This is a genomic window from Nitrosomonas ureae (assembly GCF_900108305.1).
In the GTDB taxonomy this organism is placed as follows: Bacteria; Pseudomonadota; Gammaproteobacteria; order Burkholderiales; family Nitrosomonadaceae; genus Nitrosomonas; species Nitrosomonas ureae_B.
In genome coordinates this window covers 113793-130677 of sequence record NZ_FNUX01000008.1, presented here as the reverse complement: position 1 = coordinate 130677, position 16885 = coordinate 113793, and the positions used below count along the sequence as shown (strand labels likewise).

At 44.8% G+C, this 16885-nt stretch carries 15 protein-coding genes; 7 read left to right on the top strand and 8 right to left on the bottom strand.

Annotated features, from left to right (window positions below; all coding sequences use genetic code 11):
• The 8 genes from C4S39_RS06785 to C4S39_RS06750 all read right to left on the bottom strand — a co-directional run.
• The coding region (locus tag C4S39_RS06785; protein WP_219817924.1) for a GTP-binding protein at positions 1-119 on the bottom strand (119 nt) is incomplete at its 3' end.
• A gap of 31 nt (positions 120-150) precedes the next feature.
• Positions 151-2241: an elongation factor G gene (gene fusA, locus C4S39_RS06780; RefSeq protein ID WP_103966277.1), complete on the bottom strand. Its 2091-nt coding sequence runs from the start codon at positions 2239-2241 to the stop codon at positions 151-153.
• A 59-nt stretch (positions 2242-2300) separates the two neighbouring features.
• Positions 2301-2771 (bottom strand): 30S ribosomal protein S7, encoded by a 471-nt coding sequence (gene rpsG / locus C4S39_RS06775; RefSeq protein WP_103966276.1) that lies wholly within the window; start codon positions 2769-2771, stop codon positions 2301-2303.
• A gap of 86 nt (positions 2772-2857) precedes the next feature.
• Positions 2858-3235 (bottom strand): 30S ribosomal protein S12, encoded by a 378-nt coding sequence (gene rpsL, locus C4S39_RS06770; protein ID WP_103966275.1) that lies wholly within the window; start codon positions 3233-3235, stop codon positions 2858-2860.
• Between the two features lie 274 nt (positions 3236-3509).
• Positions 3510-3995: a YajQ family cyclic di-GMP-binding protein gene (locus C4S39_RS06765; protein ID WP_103966274.1), complete on the bottom strand. Its 486-nt coding sequence runs from the start codon at positions 3993-3995 to the stop codon at positions 3510-3512.
• 99 nt (positions 3996-4094) lie between these two features.
• Positions 4095-5300 carry an argininosuccinate synthase gene (locus C4S39_RS06760; protein ID WP_103966273.1) on the bottom strand — a complete coding sequence of 402 codons (1206 nt, stop codon included), beginning with the start codon at positions 5298-5300 and terminating at the stop codon, positions 4095-4097.
• A 76-nt stretch (positions 5301-5376) separates the two neighbouring features.
• Positions 5377-6303 carry an ornithine carbamoyltransferase gene (gene argF / locus C4S39_RS06755; RefSeq protein ID WP_103966272.1) on the bottom strand — a complete coding sequence of 309 codons (927 nt, stop codon included), beginning with the start codon at positions 6301-6303 and terminating at the stop codon, positions 5377-5379.
• Positions 6304-6347: 44 nt separating this feature from the next.
• Positions 6348-7508: an aspartate aminotransferase family protein gene (locus tag C4S39_RS06750; RefSeq protein ID WP_103966271.1), complete on the bottom strand. Its 1161-nt coding sequence runs from the start codon at positions 7506-7508 to the stop codon at positions 6348-6350.
• Positions 7509-7814: 306 nt separating this feature from the next.
• Here C4S39_RS06750 and gyrA point away from each other — a divergent pair, with 306 nt between their 5' ends.
• The 7 genes from gyrA (at position 7815) to C4S39_RS06715 (ending at position 16873) form a co-directional block, all read left to right on the top strand.
• Positions 7815-10373, top strand: a complete 2559-nt coding sequence (gene gyrA / locus C4S39_RS06745; RefSeq protein ID WP_103966270.1) for a DNA gyrase subunit A — start codon at positions 7815-7817, stop codon at positions 10371-10373.
• 32 nt (positions 10374-10405) lie between these two features.
• Positions 10406-11497 carry a 3-phosphoserine/phosphohydroxythreonine transaminase gene (serC, locus tag C4S39_RS06740; RefSeq protein WP_103966269.1) on the top strand — a complete coding sequence of 364 codons (1092 nt, stop codon included), beginning with the start codon at positions 10406-10408 and terminating at the stop codon, positions 11495-11497.
• Complete coding sequence (locus C4S39_RS06735; RefSeq protein WP_103966268.1) at positions 11490-12689, top strand: 3-phosphoglycerate dehydrogenase family protein; 1200 nt, start codon at positions 11490-11492, stop codon at positions 12687-12689. The genes serC and C4S39_RS06735 overlap by 8 nt, the downstream gene beginning before the upstream one ends.
• A gap of 39 nt (positions 12690-12728) precedes the next feature.
• Entirely contained in the window at positions 12729-13799 is a 1071-nt protein-coding gene (pheA, locus tag C4S39_RS06730) for a prephenate dehydratase (protein ID WP_103966267.1), read from the top strand.
• A 77-nt stretch (positions 13800-13876) separates the two neighbouring features.
• The gene (gene hisC, locus C4S39_RS06725) at positions 13877-14995 is read left to right on the top strand and encodes a histidinol-phosphate transaminase (RefSeq protein WP_103966266.1); all 1119 of its coding nucleotides are present in this window, start codon (positions 13877-13879) and stop codon (positions 14993-14995) included.
• Positions 14996-15026: 31 nt separating this feature from the next.
• Entirely contained in the window at positions 15027-15920 is an 894-nt protein-coding gene (locus C4S39_RS06720) for a prephenate dehydrogenase (protein WP_103966265.1), read from the top strand.
• A gap of 209 nt (positions 15921-16129) precedes the next feature.
• Positions 16130-16873, top strand: a complete 744-nt coding sequence (locus tag C4S39_RS06715; RefSeq protein WP_103966264.1) for a hypothetical protein — start codon at positions 16130-16132, stop codon at positions 16871-16873.
• Positions 16874-16885: the final 12 nt, after the last annotated feature.

Sequence of the window (16885 nt, the reverse complement as noted above, 5' to 3'; positions counted from 1 at the left end):
AACTTCTTCGTCAATATCGTCGTAATTGCCGCCGTAAGCGTAGTCTTACCATGATCCACGTGCCCTATCGTTCCAACATTTACATGTGGCTTCGATCGCTCAAATTTACTCTTTGCCATGTCTTATCCTTTTACACTCTATACAATTTCATCACTTCTTATTTATTATGGCTTCCGCCACATTCTTTGGCGCTTCTGAATAATGCTTAAACTCCATCGAATAAGTCGCTCTTCCTTGCGTTGCAGATCTTAAAGCTGTTGAATAACCAAACATTTCTGCAAGCGGAACTTCAGCTCGAATAACTTTGAAACCAGGAACATCTTCCATTCCTTGTATCATACCGCGTCTTGATGACAAATCACCCACAACATTCCCCATAAAATCTTCCGGCGTTTCCACCTCAACAGCCATCATGGGTTCTAGCAATACTGGATTAGCTTTACGCATACCATCCTTAAATGCTATTGATGCAGCCATTTTAAAAGCATTTTCATTTGAATCCACATCATGATACGAACCATCGAAGAGAGTAACTTTTACATCTACAACAGGATATCCTGCCAACACACCACTTGGCAGCGTTTCCAGCAATCCTTTTTCAACTGCCGGTATATACTCTCGCGGAACGGCACCACCCTTGATTTCATCCACAAATTCAAAACCCTTGCCGCTTTCATTCGGCTCCATTCTTAACCAAACATGGCCATATTGTCCACGCCCTCCAGATTGCTTTACAAATTTCCCCTCAATCTCGACTAATTTTCTTATCGCTTCGCGATAAGCCACTTGTGGAGCCCCTACATTCGCTTCTACACCAAACTCACGTTTCATGCGATCAACAATAATTTCAAGATGAAGCTCGCCCATTCCAGAAATAATTGTTTGCCCAGATTCCTCATCTGTTCTAACTCTAAACGACGGATCTTCTTGGGCTAACCTATTAAGTGCTATGCCCATTTTTTCCTGATCCATTTTTGTTTTTGGTTCAACTGCAACATGAATTACAGGTTCTGGAAAATCCATTCTTTCTAGAGTTATTACATTCTGAGAATCACACAATGTATCCCCGGTCACCACATCTTTCAAACCTACTGCCGCAGCAATATCTCCTGCCCGTACTTCTTTAATCTCTTCGCGCTGATTTGCATGCATTTGCAGTATTCTGCCAATTCTTTCTTTTTTTCCCTTTATCGGGTTATAAACTGTATCACCCGAAACCACGACACCCGAGTATACCCTGAAGAAAATAAGTTGCCCTACATATGGATCAGTTGCAATCTTAAATGCCAACGCCGAAAAAGACTCATTATCATCAGCCAATCTCTTATCAGGCTCACCATTTTCTTTTTCACCTTGCACTGCCAAGATATCTGTTGGCGAAGGCATATAATCTATGACCGCATCCAACATTGCCTGAACCCCTTTATTTTTAAAGGCGGTACCACACATCATTGGCACTATTTCATTGTTAATTGTACGCGCCCGCAAGCCAGTTTTTATTTCTGCAATATCCAGATCTCCACTCTCTAGATACTTATTCATCAAGCCCTCATTAGCCTCAGCTGCCGACTCTAGCATTTTTTCACGCCATGCTTTCGCATCCACTTGCAAAGCTTCAGGGATATCGCGCTCCTCAAACTTCATTCCTCGGCTTTCATCGTCCCAGTAGATAGCTTTCATTTTAACCAAATCGACTATACCTTCAAACTTATCCTCGGCTCCTATTGGCAGCTGTATTGGCACCGGAACCGCTTTAAGCCGTGTTTTAATCTGCTCATAAACACGCATAAAATTTGCCCCTGAGCGATCCATTTTATTCACAAATGCAAGTCGCGGAACCTGATATTTATTTGCCTGCCTCCAGACCGTTTCAGTCTGCGGCTGAACCCCCCCAACGGCACAAAAAACCGTACAAGCTCCATCCAATACCCGGAGTGAGCGTTCCACTTCGATTGTAAAATCGACGTGTCCTGGCGTATCAATGATATTAATTCTATGCTCAGGATAATTACTGCCCATTCCCTTCCAGAAGCACGTTGTAGCAGCCGATGTTATCGTAATACCTCTTTCTTGCTCCTGCTCCATCCAGTCCATTGTCGCCGCACCATCATGAACTTCACCTAATTTATGCGACACACCGGTATAAAATAATACGCGCTCGGTAGTTGTTGTCTTGCCAGCATCAATATGCGCCATGATACCGATATTTCTATAATTCTCTATAGGAGTTTTTCTTGCCACAGTTTAATGCCTTACGATATTCGGTTAATAAACGAACACTTCTCTTTTTATTTTTTCAATCAGAATCTAAAATGCGAAAATGCCTTATTAGATTCCGCCATTCTATGCACCTCTTCACGTTTCTTAACTGCGCCTCCACGTCCCTCAGCTGCTTCAGTCAATTCATTTGCCAACCTTGCATCCATTGACTTCTCACTTCTTTTTCTCGCAGCGTCTCTAAGCCACCTCATGGCCAGTGCATTACGCCTCACAGAACGCACCTCGACAGGCACCTGATAGTTAGCGCCACCCACCCGACGACTTTTCACCTCCACGATCGGCCGCACATTGGTCAACGCCTGCGTGAAGATCTCCAGTGGATCATTTCCAGTTTTTTTCCCGATATGCTCTAGTGCACCATAGATAATTCTTTCTGCCACCGATTTTTTACCTCGTGTCATAAGAACGTTAACAAATTTTGCTAACTCTACATTGTGATATTTTGGATCCGGCAAAATTTCCCGCTTTGGAACTTCTCTACGTCTTGGCATTATGCAACCTCATCAGATTCATTACTTTTCCGCTTGCTTTTTACTATCTGCTATCTAAAAATGCTCGTGTCACCTGCATCAAAACACTAGGCAGTTTTGGGTTTTTTAGAACCATATTTTGATCTTCCCTGCTTGCGATCTTTAACACCTGCCGTATCCAAGCTCCCCCTTACTGTGTGATAGCGCACGCCCGGCAGATCTTTGACACGCCCTCCGCGAATCAGCACGACCGAGTGCTCTTGAAGGTTATGTCCTTCACCACCAATATAACTTGAAACTTCAAATCCATTAGTCAATCTCACTCTTGCTACTTTACGCAATGCAGAATTTGGTTTCTTTGGCGTAGTTGTGTATACCCTTGTACACACCCCCCGTTTTTGCGGACTATTCTCTAATGCAGGGACGCTACTTTTAATCCGCTTAGCTATGCGCGGCTTTCGAACTAACTGACTTATTGTCGGCATTTCTATATCCTAAAAAACTGCGACGGCTTTTAAGCCGTCCGCAACTAACCTATTGCTGAATTTTATTTTTACCAATAACGTAAGAACTAATTACTATTACCTGTCATCTTCATTTTCACAAAAGGAAAGATGCATCAAAAAAGAGAGCGGATTCTATTGGGTTTATATTTTTGTGTCAAGATAAACATCGCTAGCAGATGACATCATCTTACCAGTATCTTGCTATGCTTTACCATTCATTTTTTGTATCATATATAATATTCAATGGCCTTTATTAATCTCTAAAGTTATGAAATTGTAATGGAAAACTATCAATGGTTTTTTTTATCAACTTTATTACTTCCTGCAACACGTCTTTCTTTGCACCGCTCACACGCACCACTTCACCTTGAATACTAGCTTGCACTTTGAGCTTACTATCTTTAATACTTTTAATGATTTTTTTAGCTAATTCTGTTTCAATCCCTGTTTTAATTGTTACCAATTGCTTCACTTTGTTCCCGCTTATTTTATCAATCCGCCCCTTATCCAAACATCGCACATCTATACTCCGTTTTGTCAATTTAGTTCTGAGGATATCTAAAACCTGCTCCAATTTAAATTCATCATCCGCGAATATCGTTAATTGATAATCAACTTGCTCCACTCTTGCATCCGAGCCTTTGAAGTCAAAACGAGCATTTACTTCCTTATTAACTTGATCAGCTACATTTCTCACTTCCTGCTTATCAACTTCCGAAACTATATCAAATGTTGGCATTTTATTCCGATCAACTAAATAAATGATCTTGATTCTTGCGCATGCTGCTGCATATTCATGTCACAGGCCCGATCTTCAATTAGATTAAACCAGCCGACGCTAGCGCTTGGCTGCAATACGCAGCCTCAAGGCGTTAAGTTTGATGAATCCTGCTGCATCTCCTTGATTGTAAGCTCCGGCATCATCTTCAAATGTTGCAATATTTGGATCAAATAATGAATCAGTATGAGAATCTCTACCAACTACAGCGATATTCCCCTTATACAACTTCAACCTTACCCATCCATTTACTCTTTCCTGGCTTGCATCTATCATGACTTGCAACATTCTGCGTTCCGGACTCCACCAATAGCCATTGTAAATTAGTTCAGCGTAACGCGGCATTAAATCATCTTTTAAATGAGCAACTTCCCGATCCAAAGTAATTGATTCCATTGCACGATGTGCACGCAGCAAAATGGATCCACCAGGGGTCTCATAGCACCCTCGCGATTTCATACCAACATACCGATTTTCCACTAAGTCTAATCGGCCAATCCCGTGCTTACCGCCTAACATATTAAGTTTCTCTAATACTCCAGCTGGTGATAATTCAACACCATTTAAGGCGACAGCATCCCCGCACCTAAACTCCACATCCAAATACTCAGGGACATCCGGTGCTTTTTCGGGTGATACACTCCAACGCCACATCGACTCTTCCGGCTCAACCGCAGGATCCTCAAGCGCTCTCCCTTCATAGGAAATATGCAGTAAATTCGCATCCATACTATAAGGTGACCCAGTCTTCTTTTTCATCTCAACCGGAATACCATGTTGCTCGGCATATTGCAGTAATTTTTCTCTCGAAGTTAAACTCCATTCGCGCCAAGGTGCAATTACTTCGATATCCGGCTGCAATGCATAGTATCCCAGCTCAAAACGCACCTGATCATTACCTTTTCCTGTAGCGCCATGAGAAACCGCATCAGCACCAGTTTCCTTGGCGATTTCAATCTGCCGCTTTGCAATTAATGGGCGCGCAATACTTGTACCCAGCAAATATTCTCCTTCATAGATCGTATTGGCTCGAAACATAGGAAAAACAAAATCACGCACGAACTCTTCACGCAAATCATCAATGTAAATTTCCTTGACTCCAAGCTGCTTTGCTTTTGCGCGCGCTGGTTCAACTTCTTCGCCTTGCCCAATATCAGCAGTAAATGTCACTACTTCACATTGATAGGTATCTTGCAACCACTTCAAGATAACTGATGTATCCAATCCTCCCGAGAACGCCAGAACTGCTTTATTTATTTTTTTCATTATTCTTTCTTACCACGTTTTTTACCTCGCGAATTCAAGCAAGTAAATATGCTCACTAAAAATTTTAAATTCCACTCTATATTCCAGTATTTATTCTGCCCAGAAGCAAATACTCCATGAGCGCCTTTTGCGTATGCAGCCGGTTTTCCGCTTCATCCCACACTACCGATTGCGGTCCATCCAGAACTTCAGCACTCACTTCTTCTCCACGATGTGCTGGCAAACAGTGCATAAATAACGCATCTGATTTAGCCAAAGACATCATTTCCTTATTGACACAAAATGCAGCAAAATCATTTTTCCTTCGCTCGACTTCTTCCTCGAAACCCATACTCGTCCACACATCTGTTGTAACAAGATCCGCGTTCATTACAGCTTCGCGAGGATTCGTATAGATTTCATAATGCGCAGTACCATTTAATCCTATCCGCTCAGGATCAATATCGTAGCCCGGTGGTGTTGATACATGCACTTGAAAATTAAAAATTTCAGCCGCTTGCAACCACGTATTGCACATATTGTTGGAATCACCGATCCACGCTACAGTTTTTTCTTCTATGCTGCCTCTGAATTCGATATAAGTAAAAATATCACTCATGATTTGGCATGGATGGTATTCATCAGTTAAGCCATTGATTACCGGAACTCTCGAATTCTCAGCAAAGCGCTTAATCGTGTCATGCTGATAAGTTCGGACCATAATCAGATCAACCATACGTGAAATCACTCGCGCAGCATCCTCTACAGGCTCCCCCCGTCCCAGCTGCGTATCCCGTGTTGACAGGTAAATGGCCGCACCACCTAATTGATGCATACCTGCTTCAAATGATAATCGTGTACGCGTCGAATTTTTGTCAAAAATCATCGCCAATGTTCGATCACTCAATGGCCAGTATTGCCGGTATTGTTTGAATTCCTTTTTTATCCAGCGTGCACGTTCAAACAGATATTCATATTCATCGCGGCAAAAATCATTAAATTGCAGAAAATGCTTAAATTGCATAATAAAATAAATAACCAATCAGTCATTACACAGATGCAAACTGATTAATTATTAAAAAACTCCCTTATTAATGAGCAAGTGATATCAATCACCTGTTCAGCTTCATTTTGCTGCATCACAAATGCAGGCAGCAAGCGCACCACTTTATCGGATGTCACGTTAATCAATAATTTTTTCTCTAAAGCTTTCTGGACCAACTCAACACAAGGTACTGAAAGCTCAATACCTATAATCAAACCTTGACCTCTGATCTGTACGACTCCGGCAACATCAGTCAGCTGCCTCCTCAGGCTTTCACGTATAAAATTACCCAATTCGGTAACATGATCAAGAAGATTTGCATCCGCAATCACATTGAGGGTTTCAATCGCAGCAGCGCAAGCCAGCGGATTGCCCCCAAAGGTAGAAGCATGATTACCCGGCTTGAATACTTCCGCAGCCGTACCCCTAGCCAGACAAGCGCCGATCGGAACCCCTCCCGCCAAACCCTTAGCCAGCGTTATTACATCCGGCATGATATGGCTATGCTGAAACGCGAACCACTTTCCACTACGTCCGATCCCAGACTGTATTTCATCCAGCATCAAAAGCCATCCATTCTGATCGCATAAATCACGCAATTTCCGCAAATAATGCACTTCAGGAATATTAACCCCGCCTTCACCCTGAAAAGGCTCCACCAGCACCGCCACAACATCCTTATTGTTAGCAGCAACTTGCGTGATAGCCTCCATACTGTTATAGGGAACACGCACAAATCCCGACAATAGAGGTTCAAATCCCGCCTGCACCTTACGATTTCCGCTAGCTGTCAGGGTTGCCATGGTACGCCCATGAAATGAACGCTCCATTACTACAATAGTAGGCACTGAAATTCCTTTATTATGCCCATGCAATCGAGCCAGCTTTATCGCCGCTTCATTAGCCTCTGCCCCGGAATTGCAAAAGAATGCGTTATCCATTCCTGATAGCTCAATCAAGCGATCAGCCAATCGCTCCTGCTTCTGAATGCCATAAAGATTAGATGTATGAATTAACGTTCCGGCCTGTTCACAGATAGCTCTGGTCAATCTTGGATGACAATGCCCCAAGCCACACACAGCAACACCGGCCAACGCATCCAAATACCTCTCACCACGATCATCCCACAACCACACTCCCTCGCCTTTTACAAAGGTGACGGGCAATCGCGAATAAGTATTCATCAAATTAGACACTGCACTACACTCACATTTAGTTTAATTTTAGTTGGAAAATTCAATTATGCGTCCTGACTCAATCCGACGTGGAAAGCAAGAAAATTTTGGAAAAGCTATTATGTTTACTTATTTAATTTGCTTTTTCAAGCTTTTTTCTCTAATGATTGGCTTATTTTTGCAATTTTACACTGCAAAGAACTAAGAAATTATGACAGCATGTTAGAATGCCGGGGTTTATAAATTTTCTTATATTAAACTTTAAGAAGATACACCTCTGCATCATAACCCGCTGTTCTCACAAAATCATAAGATATGAATCAATTCGCCAAGGAAACCCTGCCCATCAGTCTTGAAGAAGAAATGCGGCGTTCCTACCTTGATTACGCGATGAGCGTGATTGTAGGCCGTGCCTTGCCTGATGTCCGTGACGGCTTGAAACCGGTTCACCGGCGCGTATTATTTGCCATGCATGAACTCTCCAATGACTGGAACAGACCGTACAAAAAGTCTGCACGTATCGTCGGCGATGTCATTGGTAAATACCATCCTCACGGTGATACTGCCGTTTATGACACTATTGTACGCATGGCGCAGGACTTTTCGCTGCGCTATATGCTCATTGACGGACAAGGCAACTTCGGCTCAGTAGATGGCGATAACGCGGCTGCCATGCGTTATACCGAGATCCGCATGTCACGTATTGCACATGAATTGCTGGTTGATCTTGACAAGGAAACAGTGGATTTCGGTCCCAACTATGATGACTCCGAAAAGGAACCACTAATACTGCCAGCGAAAATCCCCAATCTGCTGATCAACGGCTCATCTGGTATCGCCGTGGGCATGGCAACCAATATTCCGCCACACAACCTCAACGAAGTAATAGAAGCCTGCCTGGCCCTGCTCAAGAATTCGGATATCAGCATTGATGAGCTTATTGATCTAATACCGGCACCAGATTTTCCCACTGCCGGCATTATTTATGGTGTAAATGGCGTACGAGACGGCTACCGCACGGGCCGTGGCCGCGTTGTTATGCGAGCCCGCACTCACTTCGAAGATCTGGAGAAAGGCAGCCGTCAATCTATCATCATTGACGAATTACCCTATCAAGTTAACAAAGCGAACTTACTCATCCGCATCGGAGAATTGGTTCGCGATAAAAAAATCGAAGGCATCTCCGATTTACGTGATGAATCCGACAAATCCGGCATGCGTGTCGTTATTGAGCTGAAACGCGGGGAAGTGCCCGAGGTCATTCTGAACAACTTGTATAAAGAAACACAAATGCAAGATACGTTTGGTATGAATATGGTGGCCTTGCTCGATGGTCAGCCACGATTGTTAAATTTAAAGCAGATTCTAGATGCTTTCCTGCGTCATCGCCGCGAAGTTGTCACGCGCCGCACAGTATTCGAACTGAAAAAAGCACGGGAACGCGGCCATTTACTCGAAGGCTTGGCAGTCGCGTTATCCAATGTTGATGAAATTATCGCCTTGATCAAGGCTGCGCCGACCCCGGCTGATGCCAAAGAAGCGCTAATGGCAAAAGTCTGGCATTCCCAATTGGTTGAAGAAATGCTGACGCGCGCAATGGCGGACGCTAATGCGTTACGTCCGGAAGGCTTGGATGACATGTTCGGACTAAAAGCGCAAGGCTATCATTTATCTGATGCCCAGGCACAAGCCATTCTGGAATTACGTTTGCAACGCCTCACCGGTCTGGAACAGGAAAAGATTGTTGATGATTATAAGGATGTCATTGAAAAGATTATTGACTATCTCGACATTCTGGCAAATACAGAGCGCATCACTCAAATCATTACCGGAGAGCTGGATGCAATCAAACAACAATTCGGTGACAAGCGCCGCAGTGAAATCGTTGTCGACACACAAGATTTAAGCATGGAAGATTTGATCACACCAGCAGATGTCGTTGTTACACTGTCGCATACTGGTTATATCAAGTCCCAGTTGCTGGATGACTACCGCGCACAAAAACGTGGCGGACGTGGCAAACTGGCAACCAGTACCAAGGAAGATGACTTTATTGACAAATTGTTCATTGCCAACACGCATGATTATATCCTGTGCTTTTCAAGCTTGGGGCGCGTGTATTGGATCAAAGTATATGAAGTACCGCAAGGCGGCCGACAGTCCCGTGGAAAGCCGATTATCAACTGGGTGCAACTGGAAGAAGGCGAAAAGATCAATGCGATTCTACCGGTCAAAACCTTTGACGAAAACCGCTTTGTCTTTATGGCAACATCTTTCGGCACAGTCAAAAAAACACCCTTATCGGAATTCTCCCGCCCGCGCAATAATGGCATTATTGCAATCGGATTGGATGAAGGCGACTTTCTCATTGGCGTTGAATTAACCGAAGGCAAACATGATGTGATGTTGTTCTCAGACAACGGCAAGGCCATGCGCTTTAGCGAAAATGACGTGCGCCCGATGGGACGTACCGCCCGTGGGGTGCGTGGCATGAAATTGGGCTCGGGGCATAAGGTCATATCAATGCTGGTCGCTGAGAACGAAGGTCTCGCAGTACTAACAGCCACTGAAAACGGTTACGGCAAACGTACCCCGATCAGCGAATACACACGCCATAACCGCGGCACGCAAGGCATGATTGCAATCATTACCAGCGCGCGTAACGGCAAGGTTGTCACGGCAAAACTGGTAAAACCGGATGACGAAATCATGTTGATCACTTCCGGTGGCGTATTGATCCGCACCCGTGTCAATGAAGTACGTGAAATGAGCCGCGCCACACAAGGTGTTACTTTAATCAACTTGGATGCCGGTGAGAAGCTGGCCGGTCTGGAACGCGTGGTGGAAAGCGAAGACGATGAGGGTGACAGTTAATAATTCGCCAAAAACTAATCGCAAATAACGCAATGGATCAAATCTATAATTTTAGCGCAGGCCCTGCGGTTCTTCCCAAAGAAGTACTGCAGCAAGCGCGTGATGAGATGCTGGATTGGCACGACAGCGGCATGTCCGTAATGGAAATGAGCCATCGAGGTAAGGAATTCATGTCTATCGCCGAGAAAACCGAAAGCGATCTTCGCGAACTGGTTGGCATCCCCAAAAACTACAAAGTGTTATTTCTACAAGGCGGTGCTTCCAGTCAATTTTCCATGGTGCCAATGAATCTGTTGCGTGGAAAAACAAAAGCGGACTATATTAATACCGGTCAATGGTCAACCAAGGCCATCGAAGAGGCCAGCCGTTACTGCACGATCAATGTAGCCGCGTCCTCGGCAGAAACTAATTTTACTTGCGTACCCACCCAGGATAAATGGCATCTGGATCCTGAAGCAGCCTATATCCACTACACCAGCAATGAAACGATCGGCGGCGTCGAGTTTCATTGGATACCCGAGATTGATCCGCGCAACGGTATTCCATTGGTAGTCGACATGTCATCTGATATTTTGTCACGACCGCTGGATATCACGCGTTTTGGATTGGTCTATGCGGGCGCCCAGAAAAACCTCGGGCCTGCAGGACTAACGCTGGTCGTAGTCCGCGAAGATTTATTGGGTAAGCCACTGGCAGGGACTCCAACATTATATGATTATCAGATTCATGCACAAAATGATTCGATGTACAACACGCCACCTACCTACGCCATGTATATTACCGGGCTGGTATTTGCATGGTTGAAAAACAAAGGCGGATTGGTAATGATGGAAAAAATCAATATTGCCAAAGCCAATTTACTGTATGACTTGCTGGATAACAACGATTTCTATCATTGCCCGGTAGCAAAAGCGGATCGATCACGCATGAATGTTCCCTTCACATTGAAAAATCCTGTATTGAACGAAGAATTTCTCAAGCAAGCCGACAACAATGGTTTGATTCAGTTAAAAGGCCACCGCTCCGTGGGCGGCATGCGTGCATCGATATACAATGCCATGCCGGTTGAAGGTGTAGCAAAATTAGCAGCGTTTATGAATGAATTCGCCAGTCAGCATGCCTGAACATCAGCATAAAATCTTCAAGATTCTCACGCTTAACCAGATTTCTCATCATGGTCTGTGCCGCTTTCCAGCAGAAAATTATCAGATTGGCAAAGATATCGCAGAACCGGATGCGATTCTGGTGCGTTCGCATAACATGTTAAACCAGGATATTCCCATCAGCGTTAAAGCAATTGGCCGTGCTGGTGCGGGTACCAACAACATTCCGGTACCCGATATGAATAACCGTGGCATTCCCGTGTTCAATACGCCGGGTGCAAATGCCAATGCGGTTAAAGAACTGGTTCTAGCCAGCCTGTTCGTAACCGCGCGCAATCTGGTGCCTGCTTTGCAGTTTGTTGAAAATCTGCAAGGTGATGATGTGATTTTGAATAAACAAGCCGAAGAGGGGAAAAAGAATTTTTCGGGTATTGAATTGCCCGGGCGCATACTTGGTATTATCGGCCTGGGTGAGATTGGCCGACTGGTTGCCAATTCCGCACTTAAACTAGGCATGAGAGTAATCGGTTATGATCCTCAAATCACCGTGGATTCGGCATGGAATTTGTCGGCAGAAGTTAAGAAAGCCAACAGCATGGAAGAGCTCCTGCACCACAGCGAATTTGTCAGTGTACATGTCCCATTGCTTGATTCCACCCGTCATCTGATTGACGATAAAAGCATCAGACTGATGAAGCAGAATGTGATTCTTTTAAATTTTTCGCGCAGCGCGATCGTCGATGAAGAAGCTGTTCTGGCCGGTATCGCCATGAACAAAATAAGATATTATGTCAGTGACTTTCCCAGTCAGAAATTGCAGCGTCAGAAATCGGTCATCTCATTCCCGCATATCGGCGCATCGACGCAGGAATCAGAAGAAAATTGCGCGGTTATGGTAGTGGATCAGCTCATCGATTATCTGCAAAACGGCAACATCACCCATACGGTTAATTTTCCCGATATCCGGATGGAACGGGAATCTCCTTATCGTGTAGCGGTAGCCAATGCCAATGTGCCCAATATTGTGGGTCAAATCTCCACTTGCATGGCCAAGGCCGGACTGAATATCCATAATATGATCAACAAGTCACGAGGAGAAATGGCTTGTACGCTGGTCGATGTCGACAGTCCGGTGCCGCAACATGCATTGGATGAAATCGCCGCCAGTGCGGGTGTGCTTATGGCGCGTTATCTGCCGCTTACTCCTCAATAAATTCGATGTCTTATCGTTAAGCCAAAATTTTCACCGCTCATGTCAGAAGAACTCAAACAATTACGCAATCAGATTGACACCATTGACAATGAACTGCTCCTGCTGATAAGCAAACGCGCCGGGCTGGCGCAGCAAGTTGGCAAGATTAAAAAGAGCGGCATTATTTATCGCCCTGAACGTGAAGCGCAAATACTGACACGGGTGCAAGAACAAAATCCCGGCCCCATCAGTAACAAGCACATCAAACAACTATTTATCGAAATCATGTCGGTATGCCGCGCCTTGGAAAAACCGATGAGCGTAGCTTATCTCGGACCGAGTGGTACTTTCTCAGAAGATGCAGCGTTAAAACGTTTTGGTAACGCCATTTCCACCCTGGCGTGTGATTCTATCGATGAAGTATTTCGTGCTGTGGAATCGGATTCAGCTAATTACGGCGTAGTGCCCGTGGAAAATTCTACCGAGGGCGCAGTTGGCAGAACGATGGATTTATTGCTACAAACCTCACTGATCATTTGCGGCGAAATCCAACTGGCTATCCATCAATTTCTGATGGCACAACAAACCGGATTATCACACATCAAAAAAATATATACTCACCCGCAATCTTTCGCCCAATGCCACCAATGGCTAAAAATCAATTTGCCGCAAATTTCCGATATTGCTTTTGTCACTACCGCCAGCAATGCTGAGGCAGCCCGGCAGGCAGCAGCGGATGTACATGCAGCGGCCATAGCGAGCAAGAGAGCTGCCGAATTATTCGGGCTTTCCATCTGCGCTGAAAATATCGAAGATGATCCCAAAAATACCACGCGCTTTCTCGTTATCGGCAAACAGCTGGTAGATGCTTCGGGCAAAGATAAAACCTCTTTGATCATGTCAACCCATAACCACTCCGGAGCAATCTATAAATTGCTTGAGCCGCTGGCGCAGCATGGCGTCAGCATGAGCCGTTTGGAGTCGCGTCCATCGCGCGCAGGTCTATGGCAATATGTCTTCTTTGTGGATATTGAAGGGCACCAACAAGATCAAAACGTGGCCGCTGCACTGATAGAATTACGCGACAAAGCAGCCTTCCTGAAAATCCTCGGATCGTATCCAGTAACATAACTGGCTCACTATCACCAAACAGTCATATTATTGAATCATTCAACCCTCGATATTTTACCCATAACACATCTAATCTTATGAATCTTTGTGACTTCGCTCCGGAATATATCCGTTCGATCCAGCCCTATCAACCAGGCAAGCCCATTTCCGAACTTGCGCGGGAAATGGGCTTGGATGAAGCGCATATAATCAAACTGGCTTCCAACGAGAATCCGCTTGGCACCAGCCCACTTGCATTAGACGCGATAATGAATACGCTACACGATATCGCGCTTTATCCGGACGGCAGCGGCTACGAATTGAAAGCCGCACTCTCCAAGCGCTATCAACTTGATCCAGAACAAGTTATCCTGGGTAATGGTTCGAATGACGTATTGGATCTGGCCGCACGCGTATTTCTAAAACCGGGCGCCGCAGCTGTATATTCACAACATGCTTTTGCCGTTTATCCGTTGGTGGTAAAGATGATCGGCGCCGATGGCATATCGGTTCCCGCCCGCGATTATGGCCATGACTTGCCGGCGATGCTGGATGCCATCACGCCGGAAACACGCATCGTATTTATTGCCAGTCCCAATAACCCGACTGGCACCCTATCCAGCGAAGATGAGCTATTCCGATTTATGGAACGCGTATCCCGTGATGTATTAGTCGTTATGGATGAAGCCTATTACGAATACTTACCCGAGGCGAACAAACCGGACAGTATTAGCTGGTTAAAGCAGTTTTCCAATTTGCTGCTCACGCGGACTTTCTCCAAGGCATACGGCTTAGCCGGTGTGCGCGTTGGATTCGGCCTGACACATCCGGATGTAGCTAACTTGATGAATCGCGTGCGCCAACCTTTCAATGTCAGCAGCATTGGCCTGGTAGGGGCTCTGGCTGCGTTGCACGATGCCGAATTCGTACAACGTTCATATGCGTTGAACCGTGCGGGTATGCTGCAACTCACCGATGGTTTCCGCAGAATGAGCGTTGAATGTATTCCCTCATATGGCAATTTCATCAGTTTCCGCATCAAGGGCGATCCATCCAACACCCTGAAGGTTTATCAGAATCTGCTGCAACAAGGCATCATTGTACGCCCGCTCGGTATTTATGAAATGCCTAATCATCTTCGGGTTACGGTCGGATTGGAAGCGCAAAACAAACAATTCCTGGAAGCGCTGGAACTAGCGTTAAGTGAAGTGAACTGAATTAATCAGAAGCTCAATCAAGTGCTATCAAATGACACAAACCACAGCGCTCAATAAACTGGTTATTATAGGTGTAGGCCTGATCGGCGGCTCATTTGCACAGGCCTTGCGCAGCGCCGGCATGGTCAAGCATATCGTCGGCGTTGGCCGCAGCCGGAAAAACATGCAATATGCCGTTGAGCTTGGAGTAATTGATGAAATTGCGAGCGATATCGCTTCCGCCCTGCATCATGCAGACTTGGTGTTTCTTGCGATGCCGGTAGGCCAAACCAAATACATCATGGAAAAAATCGCCCCACATCTGCAAGCCCATACCATCGTCACCGACGCTGGCAGCACCAAGCAGGATGTAATCGCTGCTGCACGTCACTATCTCTCGATACAAAGCCGGCATCATTTTGTCCCCGGTCACCCGATTGCCGGCGCAGAACAAAGCGGCGTACAAGCCGCACATCCTGATTTATATCTTAATAAACATGTCGTCCTGACCCCGCTACCGGAAACCGGCACCGACGCTATCGAACGGGTGCGTCAGTTATGGCAAATCTGCGGCGCCCAAGTATCGTTGATGCCTGCAAACGAACACGACCAGGTCCTCGCCGCCACCAGTCATTTACCGCATATTCTCGCCTTCACGCTGATGAATCACCTCAGCAGCACCGATCAACCTGAAAATATGCTGCGCTTCGCCGGTAGCGGCTTTCGTGACTTCACCCGCATCGCCAGCAGCTCCCCGGAAATGTGGCGCGATATCTGCCTGGCGAATCGTGATGCATTACTCGAGCAGATTGATGCATATCAGGACGAGTTGAATAGTTTGCGGGAGATGTTGAAAAATAATGATAGCGGAGCGCTGGAGCAGGCTTTTTCGGAAGCACGAGAAATTCGAGATAGATGGTCAAAAAACAAAGACTTAATGATATAGAGAATCGAATTAAAAGATTCACATCTTGTATCACACCCAGGATCACACAATTTACTCTCTGAACCAACATCAGCAATCCGACAGAACGGGTAATTGACAAAAAACAATAAAAAACTCCATACCAAGATCACAGGAATCGCAAGCTGAGTCTGAATATATAGCTTTCGTAAATATTTGTTAGGTGTAATAAAAATCAAGTGAGGTAATTCATGTTTTGTTTTGACCCGACAATTAACTGGTCGACAATCATACAACTAGTTGGTTTTATTGTTGCAATAGGAGTGGCCATATATCAATTTACAAAACAGCGTCAGTTGCAAAAAGAAAAACATAAGATCGACTTGCAGTTTCAAGTCTATGAAAAAATTACTACTAATATCGAGATCAGCTCTCCAACCGGAGTGGCCACATCTTTCTATATGCTATTTTTAGCCCTGGAGAATGCTCGAGACAAGCTCGATAAAACTGGCAAATACTTTTCTCCTCCCTTTCATTCAGAGGATCTAAACTCAGAATTTAGAAGAGTGCACGCGAATCTTTGGAAAGTAGCTGCCATTTTAGAAAAATACGAAATAATCGTACCTCATCTCCCACTATTTCGACAAGCCTTAGCAAAAAAACTTCGTGAGTTAAATGATGCATATATTCCTCTGATCCAAATCCTGCCATATGTATTACTTTCTGAGAAAGGAATTAATAACACAGAAAATTTAATTGTCCTTAGAAATGAGGATTCTATAGCCTTCAAAGAAAAGGTAAACACATTCTCAGATATCGCCTACGATCTCGCTGGTTTCCTATACGATATTCAGGTCGAGTTACAAAATGCACTTCTTAGTCCATTCTTTAATAGAGAATTACCTGTGAGAAATCCGAATGACAAAGAAACTATTGTTTTAACTTCAAGAAATAAGATGATGATCCAAAAGGCAGAACAATATGTTAAGGAATAACATCAAAATTAT

Excerpts from the sequence above, each read along its gene's own strand:
- rpsG (WP_103966276.1), bottom strand. The coding sequence starts at position 2,771 with ATGCCAAGACGTAGAGAAGTTCCAAAGCGGGAAATTTTGCCGGATCCA.
- rpsL (WP_103966275.1), bottom strand. The coding sequence starts at position 3,235 with ATGCCGACAATAAGTCAGTTAGTTCGAAAGCCGCGCATAGCTAAGCGG.
- C4S39_RS06765 (WP_103966274.1), bottom strand. The coding sequence starts at position 3,995 with ATGCCAACATTTGATATAGTTTCGGAAGTTGATAAGCAGGAAGTGAGA.
- C4S39_RS06760 (WP_103966273.1), bottom strand. The coding sequence starts at position 5,300 with ATGAAAAAAATAAATAAAGCAGTTCTGGCGTTCTCGGGAGGATTGGAT.
- argF (WP_103966272.1), bottom strand. The coding sequence starts at position 6,303 with ATGCAATTTAAGCATTTTCTGCAATTTAATGATTTTTGCCGCGATGAA.
- C4S39_RS06750 (WP_103966271.1), bottom strand. The coding sequence starts at position 7,508 with ATGAATACTTATTCGCGATTGCCCGTCACCTTTGTAAAAGGCGAGGGA.
- gyrA (WP_103966270.1), top strand. The coding sequence starts at position 7,815 with ATGAATCAATTCGCCAAGGAAACCCTGCCCATCAGTCTTGAAGAAGAA.
- serC (WP_103966269.1), top strand. The coding sequence starts at position 10,406 with ATGGATCAAATCTATAATTTTAGCGCAGGCCCTGCGGTTCTTCCCAAA.
- C4S39_RS06735 (WP_103966268.1), top strand. The coding sequence starts at position 11,490 with ATGCCTGAACATCAGCATAAAATCTTCAAGATTCTCACGCTTAACCAG.
- pheA (WP_103966267.1), top strand. The coding sequence starts at position 12,729 with ATGTCAGAAGAACTCAAACAATTACGCAATCAGATTGACACCATTGAC.
- hisC (WP_103966266.1), top strand. The coding sequence starts at position 13,877 with ATGAATCTTTGTGACTTCGCTCCGGAATATATCCGTTCGATCCAGCCC.
- C4S39_RS06720 (WP_103966265.1), top strand. The coding sequence starts at position 15,027 with ATGACACAAACCACAGCGCTCAATAAACTGGTTATTATAGGTGTAGGC.
- C4S39_RS06715 (WP_103966264.1), top strand. The coding sequence starts at position 16,130 with ATGTTTTGTTTTGACCCGACAATTAACTGGTCGACAATCATACAACTA.